Source organism: Micromonospora sp. NPDC050187, from assembly GCF_044459745.1.
In the GTDB taxonomy this organism is placed as follows: Bacteria; Actinomycetota; Actinomycetes; order Mycobacteriales; family Micromonosporaceae; genus Micromonospora.
Window position 1 is genome coordinate 488,080 of sequence record NZ_JBITJH010000001.1, and the last position, 20,041, is coordinate 508,120.

The following is a 20,041-nucleotide window of genomic DNA, read 5'->3' on the forward strand; positions in this document are numbered from 1 at the left end:
CGATCCTCCGCGACCACCGACCCGGCCCCGGCGGGCGCTGCCCGGTCTGTCGGACCGACAGACTGCCCGGTGGCCACCGCCGCCCGCAACGTCCTGCGCACCGCCGAGAAAGTACAGCAACGGAGTACCGCAACCGAGCCGACCGAGCCCGACTCGGACGACCCGCAGCAGGCCGGATGACCTCGCGTGACACCCGATCCAACCGGCCTGCCGACAGTTCACACCGAAGAGGCCACTGGTTCGATCGCAGTATCGCCCACATTTCTGCTGCAGGGGCAGAAGCTGATTGGGCAAGGTCCCAACCGGTTTCTGGTCAACCGAAGGTGCCACGACTCGACTCGGGGGTCGCGCGGCAGCCACACCAGGTGCGAGTTCTCCCTGTGGGAGCCGTCTGAACTGGAAAGATTGCGGATGGAGCCGGCGTCCTCTGCATCACCTCGCCGGGGAGGAGTCACGTGTCCGACGACCATCAGGCCACCGCCACCCCTGGATGGGACGACGTGCCTGTCCTGGACGACCCACCGGGCGACGGCTACTACGAGCTGACCGAGAACGGTTGGGGTGCCATCATCGGATGGTTCAGCGGTGTCGGCCGGATGGTCCGATGCCCGGACCGCTTGCCACACAGATACACCGAGGTGTGCATCGACCGATACGGAACGCGGGAGAGGACCGTCGCGCGCTCGGCAGAGGACCAGCAGATGATCGACGACTCCATCAACGAGTACCTGGGCGACGCGGGTATCCCCGCCCGCCCGGCCGGCTTCCGGTGGTTCCTGCGGCTGCCAACGGGATACACCGGACCAGAGATCGAGTCGCGGGTGAACAGGGGCGTGGGGCGCCTGCCGGCCGACCATGTGCACCCGGCTCAGCTCGCTCCGCGGATCCGTGAGGTCCTCGGAGATGTCTACGCCGGCAGGTAGCGCCGCGCAGTGAACGGCGAGGTCCGTGAGCATTCTCCCGCCGAGCCTCTGGTGTCGTCCGGCTGACGATCCGTCGCTGTCGACACGGTGCTGGTGTGAGCCGTACCCGAGCCCGAGCCCTGGCCTTGGTCCTCGTCGTCTTCCTCACCGTCTGCAGCGACAACACCGAGCCGGCTGCCGCCCCGTCGTCCAGCAGCGCGGATGACCGGTGGGCGTGCCGAAAACTCAAGGCCGACCTGATGAAACCGCCCGACACGTCGCACGACAATGCTGCGATCGGCAGCCCGCTGCGCAGTCCACGAACGCTGATACCCGGGATGCCGGTGATGAGCTGGTGGCCGCCGTGAAGCAGGCGGAGGGTACCGAGCCCGGCTTAGGAACGAAGGGATTCCCTCCCGAAGGCTTGAACCGGTCGCGGTGGAGCGGTCACAGCCGGCTGGCATCATGGGCGAGATGTTGGCCGCGAGACGTGCCCGCCATGACCGCGTTTCCGCCTCGCTCGCCGCCCGCAGCGACGCCGAGCTGGCGGCGTTTCTCGACGTCGTGCCGACCATGACTGTGGGAGTGGGCGGCGGCTGCGTCGTGCTCGACATTGACGGCGTGCCAGTTCTCGTCAAGCGGATCCCGATCACCGACCGGGAGTTGGCCCATCCGCACAGCACGGCGAACATGTTCAACCTGCCGTCCTACTGTCAGTACGGCATTGGCGGGCCAAGTTTCGGCGTTTGGCGTGAGCTGGCAGCGAACCTGATTGTCACCGAGGGAGTCCTGGCCGGTGAGACGGACTCGTTTGCACTGCTGCACCACTGGCGAGTGCTGCCCGGCCGTCCACCGGTAGCGTCCGAGCACCTCGACATCGACGCAGCTGTCGCCCGGCTCGGCGGCGCTCCGGCCGTGCGTAGCCGCTTAGAGGAGTTGGCCAGCGCGGCCTCCGGCCTCGTGCAGTTTTCCGAGTACGTCCACTATCCGCTCCTCGACTGGCTGAACGAAGATCCGGTCGGCAGAGCAGAGGCGATCGAACAGCAACTGTCCGAAGTCGTGGCGTTCCTGCGTAACCGCGAGCTGCTGCACATGGACGGGCACTTCGGCAATATGCGCTCCGATGGAGGTCGGATCTACCTCGTCGATTTCGGGTTGGCTACATCACCCCGGTTCGACCTCTCCGACGCTGAGCGCGACTTCGTCGGGTACCACGTCGGCCACGATGCCGAGTACGCGGCGATGGGGCTGGTGAATTGGCTGGTCACCGCCGTGTGCGGAGTGCCGGTACCGGCCAGCGGCGGCCCCGTCGCCCGCTGTTCGGCGGCGAGGTGCACGCCGAATATCCCGGCCCGTAGGTCGGGCTCGCGATACCGCCGACGGCCCGACTCCACGGTGCTCATCCGCCGCGGTCAGCGCGCTGAGGTATCGCAGATCAGTTGGCGGACGAGTGTCGCGCATCAGTCGACGGAGGACAGCCCCGCGACCGGGGGCGCTGCGGTAGATATGGCTACTGGTCCGGATCCACCGGAGGTACCGCGGCGTACCGGACACGCGTCCGCCGGACGGCCACACCCGGCCCCCGACCGCGGTGGTGTCGTCCGGCTGACATCGCGGAACCGGCGCAGTTGCTACGGTGCTGTTGTGAGCCGTATCCGAGCTCGAGCCTTGGCCTTGGTTTTCGTCGTTCTCCTCACCGCCTGCGGCGGCACCGAGCCGGCTGCCGCCCCGTCGCCCACCGATGAGAACGGCCGGTGGGCGTGCCGGAAGATGCTTGAGAGCAGTCTGCTCAACCCGTCCGAGCCGACGCGGCTGGAAAACGCTGCAATCGGCGACGCCGCTGCAAACTCCACGAACGCTGATACCCGGGCTGCCGGTGATGCGCTGGTGGCTGCCGTCGACCAGGCGGAGGGCACTGAGCCAGGCAGCGTCGCGGCGGCCGACGCGGATCTCGCGATCGCGAAGGCCCGAAAAGCGCTGGTGGAGGCTTGTAGCAGCCAATTCGGTAACGGCTCCTGGTAAGCCGGAGCCGCTGTCGCAGACGGTCGGTACTGCCCGCCCAGACCTTTGACGCCGTGAGTCCTGCCCTGGTATGCAGCACGAACAGGATGCCCTGCGGGCACAGCCGGTCCGGAACCGGCCGCAGGCCGGGTGAACGCGGCCATGGCGGCAACATCGGCTGGATCAGCTTCCGCAACTCGTCATCGACGATCCACGCCTTCCTGCGACGACCGATCGAGATGGATCTGCACCTCGCACCGCTGTTCAACATCGGTTCAGCAGACCGTGTGGGGAGCTCCGAAGCGGGAGCAGACATACACCGGCCGGTCCGAGACCGGGATCGCCCAGCTCGACCAGGTGCTCGAGGCGGGCCGACAGGATGTTGGAGGCGATGCCCTCCTCGGACCCGGCGTGGTGCGCGTCGACCCTGCGACTAGCGAGCTGTGTGCGGCCGGTGAAATCGTCTGGTTCACGTCGCGGTGGTAGTCGCTGATCGTGCGTAGCTGTAGACGATATAGCCCCTGTAGTTGGCCACGTTGTCGTACAGCGCGCGAGCGTCGGCGTCCACCTCCGTGTTCCAGTAGAGGCGTGGGGCGCCGTGTTCCTCGGCATCGCGTGCCACCCAATGGATCATGGCTGTCGCGATACCTCGCCGTCGTACCTGCGGATTGACGAACAAGTCCGCCAGATAGCATCTCCCGGCCGACCAGACGCTGGCGTGGAACAGGTAATGCGCGATGCCGACCATTTTGTCGTCAAGCCTGGCGGAGATGCCACGTATCTGCTCACCGTCGAGTAGGCGTCGCCATGTCTGTTCGTAGCCGTCGTCGTCGACCTTGGTCTCGGGCCGACCCGGCCGGCCAGCGAAGTGCGCGTGGAAACTGCGCGCCAACCCTTCCCACTCTTCCCGGTCGGGTTCGGTCAAGGGGCCGATCTTCATCGGTCGCCATCCTCCCATCACTGCTCCCTGCTGGACCTGGCAGCAGCACTGGTGGCCGCCGTTTCGGCCCGTGACCTGCGTTCTGGCGTCTGGCGGGCATCACCGTCCGGCAACAGGGTGTACGTGACACTGACAGTCCACCCCACCGCTCAGGGCGGTCCGGTCCGCTGCGGTCTCAGCCAGGGACGAACGCCAGGGCGGACGTCGTCAGACGTCCTCGTCGCGCAAGGCGTAGAGCCGGTAGCCCACGTCGATGACACCGATGAGAGTCGTGGCCAGGAAGGTGTAGCTGGCCAGCTTGACCATCGCGTCGACACCGTCCAGAACCAGTCCCACGGCACCGGCCAAGAGCGTGAACACGAGCGATCCTGTCACCGAGAACAGGACGTGGCGCCTGATGTGTGCCCGGCGCACCGCACGGTCGTAGGCGTCGATATCCTCGCCGATGTTCCGGTCACGCCTGTCGCGTTCCGCGTTCACCGTCGTGCTCCTTCCCGGCATGCCATCCTCGGCAACGGGAACGGCGGTCGACCTACCATCGAGGACAGGCTGCCTCCACAATGCCGCACGCGCCAGGGACCTCGACGGCTGCCGCCCTACCTGTCGGGCCAGGGGCCGCTGCGACGGCGACGAGAAACGCCCGGGCGCGACGCCGAACACCGCAGGCGTGGACACCCCGGGGAACCGAGGGAAGCCGGTCGCGTGGGAAGGCTCGGCTAGCATTGCTGCGTTCCGAGGCGGCTGCTGAGACGAGGCGACATGCGGTGGCTCCAGCGAGTGCTGGGTAGGAAGCAGGTCCAGCACGACCCGGGCCGGCAGGAGGCGCTGCTCCAGGACGTCCGGCACCGGTTTGGCGCTCGGGTGCAGATGCGGATTCCCGACCAGGTCGACGCGGTCACGCGGTTGCTGGACGGTGACGACGGCCTGTCCGTGGCGGCCCGGATCCTGCACGAGGTCGCCGAGGAGGCCCAGGCGGACTTCCTCGCCCAGGCTTACGAGCTGCACCGTCGCACCGGCCGCCGACTGATCGTCGACCGGCGGAACTACCGGCCGTTGTGGAGGGAAGCCGCGCCGGCGCTGCGGTGGCCCCTGTTCGAGCTGCCAGGCGGTCTTCACCCGTACGTGCAGGTGGCCGCGGCGGTCACGGTTCTCGGTGCCGGGGCACCCCGGTTCGTGCAGACGACTGATCCGAAACCGTTGCTGGCCCATCTGTTCGAGGTGCTCGACCTCACCATCGTCGGCTGGGAGTATGCCCGGGTCCGGGTGGACACCGACGCCGCCACCCTGGCGTACCGGCTGATCATGGCCGCCCGGGACATCCGCGCGGCCATGGACGATCCACCCCCGCTGCCGCCGCCGGTGCGGGAACTGATGCGGCGCAACAACACCGTCGACGTCCTCGACCCGGCCGGCAACCGGGTGGTCGGAGGGTTCAACCCGGGCGCGGAGATGAGAGCCGCCCTTCTGGCCTGAGTGAACGGCCGCCGCTGGCCCGCGGACCTCCCTCCGGAGGTCATTCAGAGATGACGACAGACGGGGTGGGGCAGGACCGGCAGAACGGTGACGGGCATTCGCTCGCCACACCACCGTTGTTCGCCGCGTTGCGCGGGGCGGAGCGCGTCCTGATCGCCGGGGCGGGTGGCGGGTTCGAGGTGGCGGGTCGCCGCCCGTATCGAGCAGTTCCGGGACGAGATCTCGACCCGCCTGCCCCGTGTCTTTCCGCACCGACCGCCTCTATGGGTGGGGGTCATCCAATGCGATCAAGGAGGTGGTCGGCCCGGCGTGCCGGCTCTGGATGCGCCGGTGCCGCGAGTCGGTGGCTTGGTGGCGTCTGCCATGCTCGGAACGGTGACCACCGGCCAACCGCCCCGACCGCGTAGCCACCGACCCCGCCGAAGCCGCGCCGTCCTTGTCGTCCTGGCGGTCGCCGGGGTCTCGGCCCTGGTCGCCGTCGCCGTGGTCGTCGTGCCGCTCGTCCGCCCGCCGGGGCCGCGTCCGCTCTTCCAGCTTCCCGTCGCCTGCGGCGAGACCTGGCAGCTCGGCACCTACCCCGGACACGACGATTACGACGTCGACCTGTTCCCCATCGAGGGGCAGGCGTGGGGGAGGCCGGTGCTCGCCTCCTACGGTGGCACGGTCACCGTGGCCGGCGTCAACGGGTCGCTGGGGGGCCGTACCCCGGAGGACCCGGACGGTCCGCGCGGGCGGGGCGGCGGCTACTGGGTGAAGATCGACCACGGCGGTCGGTGGGAGACGCAGTACCTCCATCTGCTCGAACCGCCCATGGTCGAGGTCGGCCAACGGGTCGAGCAGGGCGAGCAGATCGGCAAGGTGGGCAGCACGGGCAACTCCGGTGCGCCGCACCTGCACTACGAGCAGCGCCGGGGCTGGGAGAAGGTCGAAGCCTACTTCGACGGGGCGCCGTCCGGCATCACGCACGACGACACCGAGTACACGGTCAGGCGCACCAGCAACAACTGCGTCTAGTCGGGCAGTCTCCGCAGGGCCAGCAGGGCGATGTCGTCGGCCAGGTGTTCGGCGTCGAGGGTCGCCATCACGGTCGTACACACGGTCTCGACGGGAGCCAGCGGGATGGCGGACATCAGCCGGGCGACGCCGGTGTCGTACAGTTCGCCGCGCCGTTCGACCAGCCCGTCGGTGTAGGAGACCAGAACCGAGCCGGGTGTGAAGTCGAATCTGGTGGTGTGCCGGCGCGGTTGCTGACCTCCGGTGCCGAGCGGGGGATCGATGCGCACGGGAAGCATGGTGTGCGGCTGGTTCGGTACGGCCAGGATCGGGCGCGGGTGTCCGGCCAGGGAGACGTGCAGGGTGGAGCCGTCGGGGGAGATCATCACGTACAGCGCCGTGGTCAGGTTGCCGGCCTCGAAGTGGACCACCTTCCGGTCGAGCAGGGTCAGTGCCTCCGCCGGGTCGTCGCAGACCAGGGCGTACGCCCGCAGGGCGCTGCGGACCCGTCCCATCACCACCGCGGACTGCAGTCCGTGGCCGGAGACGTCACCCACGACCATGCCCAGCCAGCCCGAGGGGAGGGTGAAGACGTCGTACCAGTCGCCGCCGACGCCGGAGGCGTGGCCCGGCACGTACCGGCCGGCCAGTTCGAGACCCGGCACCTTGGGCAGTTCGGTGGGGATCAGGCTGCGTTGCAGCGCCAGCGCGGCGGTCTGGTCCAGGCTGTTGGCGCGGGCGGGGAGGGCGAGCCGGATCCGGTCGGCGACCAGTTCCAGCAGGCGGGTGTCGTCGGCGGCGAAGTGGCGCGGGGTGAGGGTGCCGACGTGCAGGACGCCGAGGAGTTCGTCCCGGGAGGTGATCGGCACGCCGAGCAGGGACCGCACACCGGTGTTCAGCAGGACCGGATTGACGACCCGGTCGGGAGTGACGTCCTCGATCACCACCGGTTGCCGGGTGAGGGCGATCCTGCCGGCGAACCCCCGGCCGACCGAGACCCGGAAGCCCTGCCGCACCTCCTCCTCCAGGCCCCGGGCCGCGGTGGCCACGAGCTGTTGGGCGCGTACGTCGAGCAGGAGGATGGCGGCCGTGTCGACCCGGAGCAGTTCGCGGACGCGGTCCAGCAGTTCGTCGAAGAGGTCGGCGGCGTCGAGGCGGGAGAGCGTCGCATCGGTCACCGCCTCGATGCGGCGTAACCGCTGCTCGTCTCCCACGTCTCCCTCGCGAACCACTCCCGGATCGTAGTTGCACCACCGCAACGTTCACCCGGCGGTCCAGTGCGCCGTGGTGGGCGGGGGGGGGGGGGGGTCAGGACGCCAGGGTGGCGCCTGCGCCGGCCAGGCCGAGGAGGCAGGTGAGGGCGGCGACGGCGGCCAGCCAGCCGGGCCGGGGTCGGACCGTCGTCAGGTTGGCGGACGCCGGGGGGTGCCGCAGCGGCACCATGCGTCCGGCGACGCCGACCGCGAAGGCGCCCAGTGCCGGCACCAGCACGGCGGGATAGGACCAGCCACCGAGCAGCGGTACGAGCAGACGTGCGCTGACCGCGGCGGCCACCAGGAACGCCGCCGCGGTGCGCCGCCAGGCGAGCATGGTGCGTTCGAGTTGGAGGCCCGGGTCACCACCTGGGTCCGGCGGGGTCTGCCGTGGCGTGCCGCGTTCCGGGCGGGTCACACCAGGAGACCGATCAGGATCAGCCCGCCCGCGACGACCAGGCCCAGTCCGAGCGGCACCGCCAGCGTGGGCGGCGGCAGGCTCCGGCCGAGCCGCAGGGCCGCCTCGGTGCGGAGCCAGCCGAGGAACGCCTGGACCGGTGCGGCGGCGCCGAGCAGGATCAGCACGACGGCCGCCGCCCGGCGTAGTCCGGGCGCGATGGGCAGGGTCAGCGCCTCCAGGGCGACACCGGCCGCGAAAAGCGCCAACGAGGTGCGGATCCAGGCCAGGAAGGTGCGTTCGTTGGCGAGGCTGAACCGGGGGTCGGGGTCGACGCCCCGGTCGAAGACCCGGCCGGGCCAGCGGCGGGGCGGGCCGGACGGGGTGCGGTCGTCGTCGGTGTCGACTACCACAGCGCGGTCACTCCCTTCCCGGCGGCGATGACGCTGCCGATCAGTGCCAGGGCGACGACCCACCGCCGGGCCCGGTCCTCGGGCAGCCAGCGGGACAGGACCTGGCCACCGGCGAGGCCGACGGCCATCGCCGCGACGCAGGCCAGCAGCAGCGGCCAGGACAGCTGCGGCGGGCCCTTGGCGGCCAGCGAGAGCACGTTGGTGACCAGGCCGACGAGTTGCACGGTCGGGACGAAGCTGCGCTGTTCCCAGTTGGTGCTCAGCGCGTAGACGGCCAGGGGTGGGCCGCCGGTGCCCGCGGTGGTGTTGAAGAAGCCGGAGGTGAAGCCGGACAGCAGCGGCCCGCCCCGGCGGCGCAGGATCGGCACCGGGTTGCCGTGCGCGACCCAGGCGACGGACGCCGCGGTGATCGAGCCGACGCCGATGAGCAGCAGCGGGCCGGGCAGCGCCGTCACCACCCAGGCGCCCAGCGGGACGGCGACCAGGACACCGACGATCATCTCGGCGGCCAGCCGGCCCCGTAGGGCGCGCAGGGTGGTGCACAGGACGGCGACGTTGATCACGGCGGAGAGCAGGTTCGCCAGTACGACGCCGGAGAACGGGCCGAGGATGATGACCAGGAAGGGCGCGGCGACCAGCGCGAAGCCGAGCCCGGTGGCGCGCTGCATGGCCGCCCCGAGGGCGACCGCCGCCACCGCGAGGACAGCGCCGAGGCCGGTCACCGCGTCAGCGGGACACCGCGTCGTCGACCACGTCGCACAGCCGGCGCAACCGGTCCACCGAGATGGTCCGCAGGTCGTCGGCCATGGTCGGGCTGCCGACGACGGAGGCCCAGACCGCCCGGCCGGCGAGGAAACCCGACGCCCCGGCCCGGCAGGCGAGGCGTACCGCGTCGGGGAAGCGCTCGGCGGGCACGCCGGAGGACAGCACCACCCACGGTCCGGTGATCGCCTCGGTCAGCTTCGCGCAGCCGGTGTGGATCTCCTCGTCGGTGCCCTTGCCGGCGGTGGGAACCTCGGCCTTGTAGAGGTCGGCGCCGAGCGAACCGAGTTCCTGGGCGGCGGCGAAGATGCCGGCGTCGTGGTCGAAGGAGCCGCCGTCGCGGGGGCCACGGGACACCGGCTCGATGATGCTGACCAGCCCGTTGTCGCGGCAGCGCCGGACGAAGTCGGTCACTAGGGAGATCCGGCCGGCGGGGTCCTCGTCGGGCCGCCAGAGGACGAGCAGCTTGAGGGCCTTGGCGCCCTGGGCGCGTACCGTGGCAGGGTCGACGTCGTCGTCGATGGCGACGTCGGCGACGAACTCGGTGGCGCTGCCGGTGAAGCGGTCGGCGGCGGCGATCAGGGCGCACCCGGGGTCGACGGCGTCGGCGGCGAGGACGGCGTCCCAGGCGAACTGCTTGTCGACCAGGATCGCCGAGGCGTACGGGCTCAGCGCGCGGGCCGCCGCGACCTTGAAGTCGGTGATCTGCCCGTCGGTCACCGGCTGGTCCTGCGTCGCGGCGAACATCGCCCGCAGGGCCTCCCGTTGGTCGACGGCGAGCATGGCGTAGCCGCCGGAGGGGCGCGCCAACACGGTCGGCGGCACAGTGGCGATGGTCATGGAGCCCTCCCCAGGATTACCAGAAGATGTTGGGAACCTACCATTGGTTGGTAACTAACGAACAGATGCTGGGGTGCTCTAAACTGCCGACGAACCCGTGTGGGCGATCGGCAGGAGGCCCGGCGTGAGCGTGGAGACGGCTCGGTACGAGGGCGCCCCCCGGCGTCGTACGCAGATCATGGCCGCGCTGCGTCGGGCGGGCTTCCTGTCGGTGGCCGAACTCAGCGCCCAGCTCGGTGTCTCGCAGATGACCGTCCGCCGGGACCTGCGCCAGCTCGCCGAGGCCAACGAGGTCACGCTCGTCCACGGTGGGGTGAGCCTGCCGCCGGGTGGCGCCGCCGGCCCCGGGTTCGCCTCCCGGGCGCAGACCCACGCCGGGGCCAAGCAGGCCATCGGTGCCGCCGCCGCCCGCATGGTGCGACCCGGCGACACCATCGGCATCGACAGTGGCACCACGGCCGCCGAGGTCGCGCACGCCCTGCCGGCGGAGTTCGACGGGTGCGTGGTCACCCACTCGGTGCCCGTGCTCGGGCACATGCTGTCGCGGCCCCGGGCCCGGGTGATCGGCATCGGCGGCGAACTGCTGCACGACAACCAAGCCCTGGTCGGCTTCGGGGTCCGGGACCTGACCCGACGGTTGCGGATCCGGATGCTGTTCCTCGGCGCCGGCGCGGTCGACGAGCGCGGGGTCTACGTGCGCTCGGAGATCGAACTCAGCGCCAAGCACGCCCTGATGGAGATCGCCGACGAGATCGTCCTGCTGGTGGACGCCAGCAAGCTGACCTCCGCCGCGCCGGTGCAGGTCTGCGGGCTCGACCGGATCGACACCCTGGTCGTCGACGCGCCGTTGCCCGAGCCGGTCGCCACGGCGGTGCGGCGCAACGGCATCCGGGTCGTTTCGGCCTAGCCTCCCGCCGCTCCAACCCCCCCTCCCTCCCGGTTCCGGCTCGTCCGCGACCGGTAGCCGGTAGCCGCGACCGGTGGCCGGGGCCGTCACCTGTCCGGCCTGCGGCGTTGCGCCGTCGTGCCTGGTCGCGGGATTGCAGGTGCCGACGTGGCCGGACCGCGTTCCGGTCTGGTGTGCGGTGTCCCGCTTTCTCCCGCCGTGTGCCGGCGGTTGTGGACCGGGTTTGTTTCCAGCTCTTGACCGCTCGATGAACGACGGCTAGAACTGCATGCAGTTGTTCACAGGTGTGAGAGGGGACTCATGGGCTCCAGCGGAGATCTGCACCACCTCGTGGACCGGGCGACGGCCGAGGGCGTGACCGGCACGGCCGTCGCCGGGCCGGAGGACCGGGGCGCGCTGCCCCGGCCGGCCGTGCGCCTGCCCGACGCCCCCGTCGCCGACGTGCGCTGCCGGGTGTTCCGCGCCCGCCCCGACGAGCTGATCGCGATGTCCTTCGCCCCGCTCAGCCACCGGGTGATGGTCCTGGTGGAGGTGGTCCTCGCCGACGGCTCGGTCGGCGTCGGCGAGAGCTGGGCCAACTACCCGTCCTGGGCCTGGCGGGAGCGGGTCTGGACGATCGACGAGGGCGTGGCGCCGCTGCTGGTCGGCACCCGACCCGGCAGCCCCGAGGAGGCGCACCACGCCCTGATGGGGAAGCTCGGCCCGCTGGGCCGCCAGTGGGGTGCCCCCGGCCCGATCCACCAGGCGGTGAGCGCGGTCGACATCGCGCTCTGGGACCTGGCCGCCCGGCACGCCGGGCGGAGCCTGGCCTCGCTGCTCGCCGACCACCCCCGTACCGAGCTGCCCGTCTACGGTTCGAGCCTCGGCCCCGAGGGCGTCGCGGAGACCGCTGAGCACTGCGCGGCGCTCGGCCTGACCGCCGTGAAGGTCAAGGTCGGTTTCGGCCGCGACCGGGACCTCGCCAACGTCCGCACCGCCCGGCGGGTCCTCGGCGACGCCACGCAGATCTTCGCCGACGCCAACCAGGCGTGGTCGCTGCCGGAGGCGCTGCGGACGGTGCCGGCCCTGGCCGACCTCGGCGTCGCCTGGGTCGAGGAGCCCCTCGCCGGTGACCGGCCGGCGGAACTGGACGAACTCGCCGCCCGCACCGGCATGCCGCTGGCCACCGGCGAGAACCTCTACGGCGCGGCGGCCTTCACCCCGTACCTGGCCGGCGACGGGGTCGCGATCCTCCAACCGGACCTCACCAAGGTCGGCGGCATCAGCGAGTACCTGAACGTGCTGCGGGCCGCCGAAGCGGCGGGGAGGACCGTCAACCCGCACCTCTACAACGGCGCGGTCGCCACCGCCGCGACCGTGCAGGTGGCCGCGAGCAGCCCGGCGACGTCCCTCGTCGAGTGGGACGTCCGTTCCAACCCGCTGCGCCGGGCCGCCGACGCCTTCCTGACCGACCACGGCACGGTCGTCGTGCCGAACCGCCCCGGTCTCGGGATCGACCTCGATCCGGACCAGCTCGACCCGTACGAGGAGCAGCTGTGACCGACTTTTCCATCGTCGACGAGGTGCTGGCCGCCCGGAGCGGGGTGCGCATCGGCGCGACCACCGGTGCGTCCGGTCCGGTGCTGCCGGTGGTCGACCCCGCCACCGGGGCGGCCTTCACCGAGGTCGTCACCGGCGGTGCCGCCGAGGCCTCCGGGGCGCTCGCCGCCGCCACCGCCGCGCTGCCGGCCTGGGCGGCGACCCCGGTGCCGCAGCGGGCCGCCGCGCTGCGGGCGATCGCCGACGACGTCGAGGCGCTCGCCACCCGGCCGGAGTGGGCGGCGCTGATCACCCGGGAGACCGGCAAGCGGCTGGCCGAGTCCACCGCCGAGCTGGGGCTGAGCGTGACGTACTTCCGCGTCATGGCCGACCTGGTCGAGCGGCAGGAGGAGCAGCGGCTGACCGTGGTGCCGCAGCACGAGCACCGGATCGCCGCCCGACCGGTCGGGATCGCGGCCGTGCTCACCCCGTGGAACTTCCCGGTCTCCATCCCGGCCCGGAAGATCGCCCCGGCGCTCGCCGCCGGTTGCCCGGTGCTGTTCAAGCCATCCGAGCTGACCCCGGTCTCCTCGCTGGTGCTCGCCGCCGTCTGCGAGCGGCACCTGCCCGCCGGGGTGCTCGGCACGGTGCTCGGCACCCCCGCCGACGTGGTCGACCCGTGGCTGTCGGACCCGGCCGTCCAGGCGGTCTCCTTCACCGGGTCCACCCGGGTCGGCCGGCTGGTGGCCGCCCAGGCGGCACCGCGTTTCCTGCGGACCGTCCTGGAGTTGGGCGGCTGCGCGCCGTTCGTCGTCCTGCCGGACGCCGACCCGGAGGCCGCCGCAGCGACCCTGGTGGTGGCGAAGTACCGCAACAACGGCCAGTCCTGCATCGCGGCCAACCAGATCCTGGTCGCCCGGGAGGTGGCCGCCGACTTCACCGAGGCGTTCGTGGCGGCCACCCGGGCGCTGACCGTCGGTGACCCCCGGGACCCCGGCACCGACCTCGGGCCGCTGGCTCCGGCCGGCGACCCGGCCCGGATGGCCGAGCTGGTCGACGAGGCCGTCGGCAAGGGTGCCCGCGCGGTCACCCCGGACGCCCCGACCCCGACCGTCGGGCACTACGCCACCCCGACCGTCCTGCTCGACGCGCCCGTGGACAGCCTCGCCATGACCAGCGAGATCTTCGGGCCGGTCGCCCCGGTGCACGTCTACGACGACCTCGACGCGGCGCTGGCGCTGCACCACGCCACCGGGTACGGACTCGCCGGCTACGTCTGCGGCACCGACCTGGACGCGGCGCACGCGGTCGCCGGCCGGCTGCGCGCCGGCATCGTCGGCGTCAACACCGGCACCCCGAACACGCCGTGGATCCCGTTCGGCGGGCTCGGCGACTCGGGCCTCGGCTACGAGGGCGGCCGACCCGGACTGGAGGCGTTCCAGACCTTCCTGAGCGTCGCGTCCCGCCCGGCGGGGGCCTGACCGCCATGCGCCTGCTCATCGGCCAGACCGGGGCCCCGACCAGCGTCGTCAACGCCAGCCTGCGCGGCTTCCTCGACGGCGCTCGCGGGCACGACGTGCTCGCCCTGCGCGGCGGCCCGGACGGGCTCGTCGACGGCCGGTTCACCCCGGTCACCCTCGCCGACGTGCCGCCGGAGTGGACCCACCGCGGCGGCTCCTGGCTCGGCGCCGGCCGCCGGGCGGTCACCGACGACGACCTCGACGCGGCGGTGGCCACGCTCGCCGCACACCGCGTCGACGGGGTCGCGCTGATCGGCGGCAACGGCACCATGGCCCTGCTGCGGGCGCTCACCGAACGGGCCGGGCGGGCCGGGTTGCCGCTGTGCACGGTCGGCATCCCGAAGACGGTCGACAACGACCTGGTCGGCGTCGACCACTGCCCGGGGTTCGGCTCCGCCGCGCGGTACCTGACCACGGTCGTACCGGACCTGGCCCGGGACCACGCGGCCATGCGGTCGATCGAGCCGGTGCGCATAGTGGAGACCCTGGGCCGGTCGGTGGGCTGGCTGGCGCTGGCCGCGACCTGGCACCGGGACGACCCCGCGCACGCGCCGCACCTGGTCCTGCTCCCCGAGGTGCCGTTCGACCGGGCGGAGTTCCTGCACCGGATCGCCGACACCCTGGACGCGCACGGCCGGGCGTTCGTGGTGACCAGCGAGGGAGCCGCCGGTGAGCTGACCGACGAGCCCTTCGACGCGGTCAACCACACCCGCATCCTGACCGGCGGCGTGTCCCGCCGGCTGGCCGAGCTGGTCACCGCCGAACTGGGGGTCGTCGCCCGGGGCGAGGTCCTCGGCATGGTCCAGCGTTCGGCCGGTGCCCTGGCCAGCGGGGTGGACCGCCGGGAGGCGGCGGAGGCCGGCCGGTGCGCGGCGCGGCTGCTCGCCGAGAGGGCCACCGGCCTCATGGTCGGTCTGCACCGTGCCGGCACCGACCCGTACGCCGTCGGGTACGACCCGGTTCCGCTGGCCGACGTCGCCGGCCGGACCCGACCCGTACCGCCGCAGTGGCGCACCACCGACCCGGCCGGACTCGACGACTTCCACCGATGGCTCGCCCCCCTCGTCACCGAGTGACATCCCTCGAATCGGAAAGGCACACCATGCGGCACAGGTACCTGAGCACGGCGCTCGCCCTGGCCCTGATCGGCGGGCTCACCGCCGGCTGCGGTTCGGATTCCGCCGGCTCCGCCAACGAGATCAACCTGATCATGTCCAACCACCCCTGGCAGCGGGCCATCGAGCCGTTGATCGACGAGTTCGAGCAGGAGTCCGGCGTCACGGTGAAGGTGCAGACCTTCGCCGAGCAGCAGATGCGGGACAAGGTGCAGCTCAACCTCCAGTCCCGCAGCTCGTCCATGGACGTGTTCATGACGCTGCCGTCCCGGGAGGGCCCGCAGTTCGCCAAGGCCAACTACTACGAGCCGCTCGACGAGCGGGCCGGCGGCGCGGCGGAGTACAAGGTCGACGACTTCCCGGAGGCGGTCCGCGCCGGGATGACCGTCGACGACAAGATGATCGCGGCGCCGATCAACGTCGAGGGCGTGGTGCTCTACTACCGCACCGACCTGTTCCAGCAGTACGGCGTCAAGCCGCCGACCACCCTCGACGAGCTGACCACCGCCGCCCAGCAGATCAAGCAGAAGTCCGGCGGCGACGTGACCCCGATCGCGCTGCGCGGACAGTCCGCCGCGCTGCCGTTCACCTTCGGGCCGTTCCTGCACTCCGAGGGCGTGAAGTGGACCAAGGACGACGGGACGCCGAACTTCGACGACCCGAAGGCGGTCGCCGCGATCGACCGCTACGCCACCCTGGCCCGCGAGTACGGCCCGCCCGGCGTGGTCAACAACACCTTCACCCAGTCCTCGGCCCTGTTCGCCGCCGGTGACGCGGCCATGGAACTGGAGTCCAGCAACGAGCTGAGCAGCATCGTCGACCCGAAGACCTCCAAGGTCGCCGAGAACATCGGGGTCCTCGACTTCCCCGCCGGAGCCGCCGGCTCGAAGACCACCGTGCTCTCCTGGGGCCTGGCGATCTCCTCGTTCTCGAAGAACAAGGACGCCGCGTGGAAGTTCGTCCAGTGGGCCACCAGCGCCGAGACCCAGCTGGAGCTGACCAAGGCGGGCATCGCCCCGCCGCGTACCTCGGTCAGCCAGGACCCGGCCTACACCGCCACCCTGAACACCGAGACCCTCAAGCAGTGGAACGCCGCGCTGACCAAGGCGCAGACCGGCGGTGAGACCGAGGTCGGCCCGGTCGGCGTCGCCGCCGCCGAGATGCGCAAGGTCATCGGCGACGCGGTGGGCAAGGTGATCCTCGGCCGGGCCAGCGCCGAGGACGCGGCCAAGGAGATCCAGACCGGCCTGACCCCGCTCCTGGCGAAGAACACCGGGTAGGTATCCCATGAGCACCGACACGATGACGACACGCTCTTCCGTCCCCCGCCCCGCTCCGGCCGGGCGGGGGGCGGGGGGCCGCCGCAGGCGGACCTCCGTACACCCGACGGCCCGGGGGATCTGGCCCTTCGTGGTGCCGGCGGCGGTGGTCACCGCCCTGCTGGTCCTGCTGCCGATCGGCTACACGGTCTGGCTGTCGGTGACCGACCGGCAGTCCGACGGCACGAACGCCGGCTTCCTCGGCTTCGACAACTACGCCCGGATGTTCGCCGACCCGGCCTTCTACAACTCGCTGAAGGTCACGCTCTTCCTCTTCGTGGTCTGCCTGTTCGTGGAGACCCTGCTGGGACTCGCGCTCGGCTACGTGATGAGCCTCGACGTCCCGGGTCGGCGGATCTTCCAGGGGATGATGCTCATCCCGGCGATCACCGCCTCCGTGGCGGTCGGCCTGCTCTGGCTGCTGATCATGGATCCGAGCCTGGGCGCGGCGAACGAACTGCTCGCCGTGATCGGGATCGACCCGGTGGTCTGGCTCGGTGACCCGGAGATCGCCCCCTGGTCGATCGCCCTGGTGGACATCTGGCAGTGGACGCCGTTCATGGCGCTGATCATCGCCGCCGGGATCCGGTCACTGCCCGAGGAACCGTTCGAGGCGGCGTCGATCGACGGCGCCAGCGGCTGGCGTACCGCATGGAACATCGGACTGCCGCTGCTGCGCCCGGTGCTCATCGTCGCGATGCTGCTGCGCACCGTCGACCTCGTCCGGTTCTTCGACACCATCTACATCATGACCCAGGGCGGTCCGGTCGACGCCACGAACACCCTCAACGTGTACGGCTACAACGAGGCGTTCGTCGACCAGGAGCCGAGCTTCGCCGCCACCCTCCAGATCGCCCTGCTGGTGCTGGTCGTACTCATCGCCGGTGTCTTCACCCTGGTACGAAGGAGGACCGCGAAGTGAGCAACGGCAGGCGGCTGGTCGGCGTCTACACCGCGTACGCCTTCTTCGCCGTGATCTTCTTCGGTCCGGTGCTGTTCATGCTCTGGTCGTCCCTGCGGCGCAACGTCGACATCACCGGTTCCCTGTTCGACGTGACCTCGCCGCTGACGCTGGAGAACTTCACCAGCCTGTTCGAGCGGTTCGAGTTCGGCCGCTACATCGTCAACAGTCTCGTGGTCGCCGGCGGGTCCACGCTGCTCGGCCTGGTGCTGGGCGCCCCCGCCGCGTACGTGGTGGTCCGGCGGCAGCTCAACACGCTGGGCTTCGTCACGCTGCTCGCCCGGATGGCGCCGGGCGTGCTCTTCGTCCTGCCGCTGTTCGTCCTCTCCATCCGCATCGACGCGCCGTCGAACATCGGGCTCAACTACGCCCTGCTCATCGTGGCGCACCTGATCATCACGCTGCCGCTCTGCATCTGGCTGCTGATCCCGTTCTTCGAGGACATCCCGATCAGCATCGAGGAGTCGACGCTCATCGACGGGGCCAGCACCTGGCAGCGGTTCCGCAGCGTCGTCCTGCCGCTGGCCATGCCGGGCGTCTCGGTCGCGCTGACGCTCAGCTTCGTCTTCTCCTGGAACTACTTCCTGTTCGCGCTGGCGCTGGCCAACGACCAGACCCTGCCGCTGACCGTCATCGCGTTCAACTTCATCGGCCAGGGCTCCAACGACTTCGGTGGGTTGATGGCCGCCAGCACGCTCATCTCAGTGCCCGCCCTGCTGCTGACGATCTTCGCGCAGCGGTGGCTGGTGCGTGGAATCACCGGAGGTGCCGTCAAGTGACGACGTCCACGAGCGTCCGTGCCCGGTTCCCGGGCGACGGGCGGATCGACTTCGACACGGTCACCCTCGGCCCGGTCGCCGAGGGCGAGGTGCGCCTGCGCGTCGACGTCTGTGCCCTCTGCGGCTCGGACAAGCGGTTGCTCCGCTCGGGCTCGCCGGTGGTGCCCGGCCACGAGATCGGCGGCACGGTTGTCGACGTCGGCACCGGCGTGACCGTGCCCACCGGCACCCGCGCCATCGTCTACATCCCGGTGTACTGCGGCACCTGCCGGCGCTGCGCCGCCGGGCGCACCAACCAGTGCCTGCGGTTGACCCAGCTCATCGGCTGGCAGCGCGACGGCGGCTTCGCCGAGCACGTCGACGTACCCGCCCGGTGCCTGCTTCCGGTCCCCGACGACGTCCCGCTGACCACGGCGGTGCTGGGTCTGGACACGGTCGGCACCGCCGCGCACGCGCTGCGGCTGTGGCAACGCGTCCAACCCGACGGGGTGGACCGGGCGCTGGTCGTCGGCGCCGGTCCGCTGGGGCTCGGGGTGATCTCCGTGGCCGGCGCGTTCGGCGTCGGCGCGGTCGACGTCGCCGACCCGCACGAGGGCCGGTCGGCCACCGCCGTCGCGCTCGGCGCGCGGGCCGCCGAGGACCTGGAGACCGAGAACCAGTACGACCTGGTGATCGAGGTCAGCGGGGCCACGGCGGCCCGGGAGACCGCGCAGCGCGTGGTGGCCCCGGGCGGCGCGGTGGTCGTGCTCGGCGAGTCCGACCAGCCGTACGCCATGCCGGCGACGCCCCGCTGGCGGCGGACCGACCTGTTCACGATCCGCTCGTTCTACTTCCCCACCAGCGAGGTCGAGGCGAACTGGGACCTGCTGCGGGACTCCGGCGCGGCCCTGCGGGACCGGCTGACCGTCCCGCTGGCCCTGGCCGACCTGCCCGACGCGTTCGCCCGCTTCGTCGCCGGTGACTACCTCAAGCCCTGCATCGTCTCGGAGGACGCCCGATGAACCAGCGGCACCTGCTCATCCTCGCCGTGGACCAGCGGCCCTGGCTCACCAAGGCGCTCTACGGCCACACCGGCACCGCCACCGCCGCCCAGCGCGCGGCCATCTGCGACGGCAAGCACATGGTGGCCGAGGGACTGCTCGCCGCGCTGGCCGACGAGCCGCGCCTCGCAGCGCACGCCGGCATCCTCGTCGACGACACCCTCGGTCCGGGCGTCCCCGAGCGGGCCCGCGCGCACGGGGTGACCGTCAGCATGCCGGTGGAGAGGGGCGGCTGCGAGATCTACGAGACCGAACCGGCGGACCTGAGGTCCTACCTGGAGCACCACCGCCCCGACCTGCCGAAGGTGCTGGTCCGGTACAACGTGGAGGGTGACGCCGACGGCAACCGGGTGCAGCGGGAACGACTGGCCGAGGTCGCCGCCGCCACCCGCGACGCTGGTGGCCGGTTCCTGTTCGAACTGCTCGTGCCCCCCACCCCCGCCCAGCTCGACGCGGTCGGCGGCGACAGTGGACGGTTCGACCGGGAACTGCGTCCCGCCCTGGTGCACCGTGCGATGACCGAGATCCTCGGCGACATGCCGGTGGACGTCTGGAAGCTGGAGCACCTCGCCGCGCCGGAGCACTACCGCACCGCCGCCCGGATCGCCGCCGAGACCGGCGGTGAGTGCATCCTGCTCGGTGCGAACGCCCCCGCTCCGCAGGTCGAGGGGTGGCTGACCGACGCGGCCGGCGCTGGATTCACCGGCTTCGCTATCGGACGTAGCATCTGGTGGGACGCACTGCGCGGGCTGCTCGCCGGGGACCTGGCCCGTCCCCGGGCGGTGGCGACGGTCGCCGCGAACTACCGACGATTCGCCGCCGCCTTCCTCGCTGCGGTGCCCGACGGGCCCCAGCCACACGAGTGAGGTCGCCAGTGACGCCACAAGTCCCCTCGGGGTCGTCTGCCC

The 20,041-nt window shown here is 71.4% G+C and carries 21 protein-coding genes; 14 read left to right on the plus strand and 7 right to left on the minus strand.

Features of this window, described 5'->3' with window-relative positions:
• Positions 1-455 precede the first annotated feature (455 nt).
• From ACIBJE_RS02420 to ACIBJE_RS02430, 3 genes are all read left to right on the plus strand, one after another.
• Entirely contained in the window at positions 456-923 is a 468-nt protein-coding gene (locus ACIBJE_RS02420; RefSeq protein WP_396741908.1) for a DUF5956 family protein, read from the plus strand.
• A 95-nt stretch (positions 924-1,018) separates the two neighbouring features.
• Positions 1,019-1,270: a hypothetical protein gene (locus ACIBJE_RS02425; protein ID WP_396741910.1), complete on the plus strand. Its 252-nt coding sequence runs from the start codon at positions 1,019-1,021 to the stop codon at positions 1,268-1,270.
• 97 nt (positions 1,271-1,367) lie between these two features.
• Positions 1,368-2,924: a hypothetical protein gene (locus tag ACIBJE_RS02430; RefSeq protein ID WP_396741912.1), complete on the plus strand. Its 1,557-nt coding sequence runs from the start codon at positions 1,368-1,370 to the stop codon at positions 2,922-2,924.
• Positions 2,925-3,372: 448 nt separating this feature from the next.
• Here the strand turns inward: ACIBJE_RS02430 and ACIBJE_RS02435 are convergent, their stop codons facing one another.
• On the minus strand, positions 3,373-3,843 hold the full coding sequence (locus ACIBJE_RS02435; protein ID WP_396741914.1) for a GNAT family N-acetyltransferase: 471 nt from the start codon (positions 3,841-3,843) through the stop codon (positions 3,373-3,375).
• 207 nt (positions 3,844-4,050) lie between these two features.
• Complete coding sequence (locus tag ACIBJE_RS02440) at positions 4,051-4,323, minus strand: hypothetical protein (protein WP_396741916.1); 273 nt, start codon at positions 4,321-4,323, stop codon at positions 4,051-4,053.
• 279 nt (positions 4,324-4,602) lie between these two features.
• On the opposite strand from ACIBJE_RS02440, the gene ACIBJE_RS02445 reads away from it, so the two are divergent.
• A complete protein-coding gene (locus ACIBJE_RS02445; protein ID WP_396741918.1) occupies positions 4,603-5,316 on the plus strand; it encodes a hypothetical protein in 714 nt (237 codons plus the stop codon).
• 363 nt (positions 5,317-5,679) lie between these two features.
• Entirely contained in the window at positions 5,680-6,330 is a 651-nt protein-coding gene (locus tag ACIBJE_RS02450) for a M23 family metallopeptidase (RefSeq protein WP_396742231.1), read from the plus strand.
• Here the strand turns inward: ACIBJE_RS02450 and ACIBJE_RS02455 are convergent.
• The 5 genes from ACIBJE_RS02455 to ACIBJE_RS02475 all read right to left on the minus strand — a co-directional run bounded on the left by ACIBJE_RS02455 (position 6,327) and on the right by ACIBJE_RS02475 (position 9,974).
• Positions 6,327-7,541, minus strand: a complete 1,215-nt coding sequence (locus ACIBJE_RS02455; RefSeq protein WP_396741920.1) for a PP2C family protein-serine/threonine phosphatase — start codon at positions 7,539-7,541, stop codon at positions 6,327-6,329. The two genes, ACIBJE_RS02450 and ACIBJE_RS02455, sit on opposite strands and share 4 nt — an antisense overlap.
• Before the next feature lie 76 nt (positions 7,542-7,617).
• Positions 7,618-7,980, minus strand: a complete 363-nt coding sequence (locus ACIBJE_RS02460; protein WP_396741922.1) for a DUF202 domain-containing protein — start codon at positions 7,978-7,980, stop codon at positions 7,618-7,620.
• On the minus strand, positions 7,977-8,372 hold the full coding sequence (locus ACIBJE_RS02465; protein ID WP_396741924.1) for a YidH family protein: 396 nt from the start codon (positions 8,370-8,372) through the stop codon (positions 7,977-7,979). Before ACIBJE_RS02465 ends, ACIBJE_RS02460 begins: the two co-directional genes overlap by 4 nt.
• Complete coding sequence (locus ACIBJE_RS02470; protein ID WP_396741926.1) at positions 8,366-9,094, minus strand: TSUP family transporter; 729 nt, start codon at positions 9,092-9,094, stop codon at positions 8,366-8,368. Before ACIBJE_RS02470 ends, ACIBJE_RS02465 begins: the two co-directional genes overlap by 7 nt.
• Before the next feature lie 4 nt (positions 9,095-9,098).
• Complete coding sequence (locus tag ACIBJE_RS02475; protein WP_396741928.1) at positions 9,099-9,974, minus strand: hypothetical protein; 876 nt, start codon at positions 9,972-9,974, stop codon at positions 9,099-9,101.
• Positions 9,975-10,098: 124 nt separating this feature from the next.
• On the opposite strand from ACIBJE_RS02475, the gene ACIBJE_RS02480 reads away from it, so the two are divergent.
• The 9 genes from ACIBJE_RS02480 (at position 10,099) to ACIBJE_RS02520 (ending at position 19,999) form a co-directional block, all read left to right on the plus strand.
• The gene (locus ACIBJE_RS02480; RefSeq protein ID WP_396741930.1) at positions 10,099-10,881 is read left to right on the plus strand and encodes a DeoR/GlpR family DNA-binding transcription regulator; all 783 of its coding nucleotides are present in this window, start codon (positions 10,099-10,101) and stop codon (positions 10,879-10,881) included.
• Positions 10,882-11,181: 300 nt separating this feature from the next.
• Positions 11,182-12,420, plus strand: a complete 1,239-nt coding sequence (locus ACIBJE_RS02485; RefSeq protein ID WP_396741932.1) for a mandelate racemase/muconate lactonizing enzyme family protein — start codon at positions 11,182-11,184, stop codon at positions 12,418-12,420.
• The gene (locus ACIBJE_RS02490; protein WP_396741934.1) at positions 12,417-13,880 is read left to right on the plus strand and encodes an aldehyde dehydrogenase family protein; all 1,464 of its coding nucleotides are present in this window, start codon (positions 12,417-12,419) and stop codon (positions 13,878-13,880) included. The genes ACIBJE_RS02485 and ACIBJE_RS02490 overlap by 4 nt, the downstream gene beginning before the upstream one ends.
• A 5-nt stretch (positions 13,881-13,885) precedes the next feature.
• Positions 13,886-14,995 (plus strand): diphosphate--fructose-6-phosphate 1-phosphotransferase, encoded by a 1,110-nt coding sequence (locus ACIBJE_RS02495; RefSeq protein WP_396741936.1) that lies wholly within the window; start codon positions 13,886-13,888, stop codon positions 14,993-14,995.
• A 26-nt stretch (positions 14,996-15,021) separates the two neighbouring features.
• Positions 15,022-16,314, plus strand: a complete 1,293-nt coding sequence (locus ACIBJE_RS02500) for an ABC transporter substrate-binding protein (RefSeq protein ID WP_396741938.1) — start codon at positions 15,022-15,024, stop codon at positions 16,312-16,314.
• Positions 16,315-16,444: 130 nt separating this feature from the next.
• Positions 16,445-17,275, plus strand: a complete 831-nt coding sequence (locus tag ACIBJE_RS02505; RefSeq protein WP_396741940.1) for a carbohydrate ABC transporter permease — start codon at positions 16,445-16,447, stop codon at positions 17,273-17,275.
• Positions 17,272-18,093 (plus strand): carbohydrate ABC transporter permease, encoded by an 822-nt coding sequence (locus ACIBJE_RS02510; RefSeq protein ID WP_396741942.1) that lies wholly within the window; start codon positions 17,272-17,274, stop codon positions 18,091-18,093. The genes ACIBJE_RS02505 and ACIBJE_RS02510 overlap by 4 nt, the downstream gene beginning before the upstream one ends.
• Positions 18,090-19,094, plus strand: a complete 1,005-nt coding sequence (locus tag ACIBJE_RS02515) for an alcohol dehydrogenase catalytic domain-containing protein (RefSeq protein ID WP_396741944.1) — start codon at positions 18,090-18,092, stop codon at positions 19,092-19,094. Before ACIBJE_RS02510 ends, ACIBJE_RS02515 begins: the two co-directional genes overlap by 4 nt.
• Positions 19,091-19,999, plus strand: a complete 909-nt coding sequence (locus ACIBJE_RS02520; protein WP_396741945.1) for a 2-deoxy-5-keto-D-gluconate 6-phosphate aldolase domain-containing protein — start codon at positions 19,091-19,093, stop codon at positions 19,997-19,999. The genes ACIBJE_RS02515 and ACIBJE_RS02520 overlap by 4 nt, the downstream gene beginning before the upstream one ends.
• The last annotated feature ends 42 nt before the right edge of the window (positions 20,000-20,041 follow it).

Bases quoted from the DNA above. Each gene is read 5' to 3' on its own strand.
- ACIBJE_RS02430 (WP_396741912.1), top strand. From the start codon at position 1,368: ATGGGCGAGATGTTGGCCGCGAGACGTGCCCGCCATGACCGCGTTTCC.
- ACIBJE_RS02435 (WP_396741914.1), bottom strand. From the start codon at position 3,843: ATGAAGATCGGCCCCTTGACCGAACCCGACCGGGAAGAGTGGGAAGGG.
- ACIBJE_RS02445 (WP_396741918.1), top strand. From the start codon at position 4,603: ATGCGGTGGCTCCAGCGAGTGCTGGGTAGGAAGCAGGTCCAGCACGAC.
- ACIBJE_RS02450 (WP_396742231.1), top strand. From the start codon at position 5,680: ATGCTCGGAACGGTGACCACCGGCCAACCGCCCCGACCGCGTAGCCAC.
- ACIBJE_RS02475 (WP_396741928.1), bottom strand. From the start codon at position 9,974: ATGACCATCGCCACTGTGCCGCCGACCGTGTTGGCGCGCCCCTCCGGC.
- ACIBJE_RS02485 (WP_396741932.1), top strand. From the start codon at position 11,182: ATGGGCTCCAGCGGAGATCTGCACCACCTCGTGGACCGGGCGACGGCC.
- ACIBJE_RS02495 (WP_396741936.1), top strand. From the start codon at position 13,886: ATGCGCCTGCTCATCGGCCAGACCGGGGCCCCGACCAGCGTCGTCAAC.
- ACIBJE_RS02500 (WP_396741938.1), top strand. From the start codon at position 15,022: ATGCGGCACAGGTACCTGAGCACGGCGCTCGCCCTGGCCCTGATCGGC.
- ACIBJE_RS02520 (WP_396741945.1), top strand. From the start codon at position 19,091: ATGAACCAGCGGCACCTGCTCATCCTCGCCGTGGACCAGCGGCCCTGG.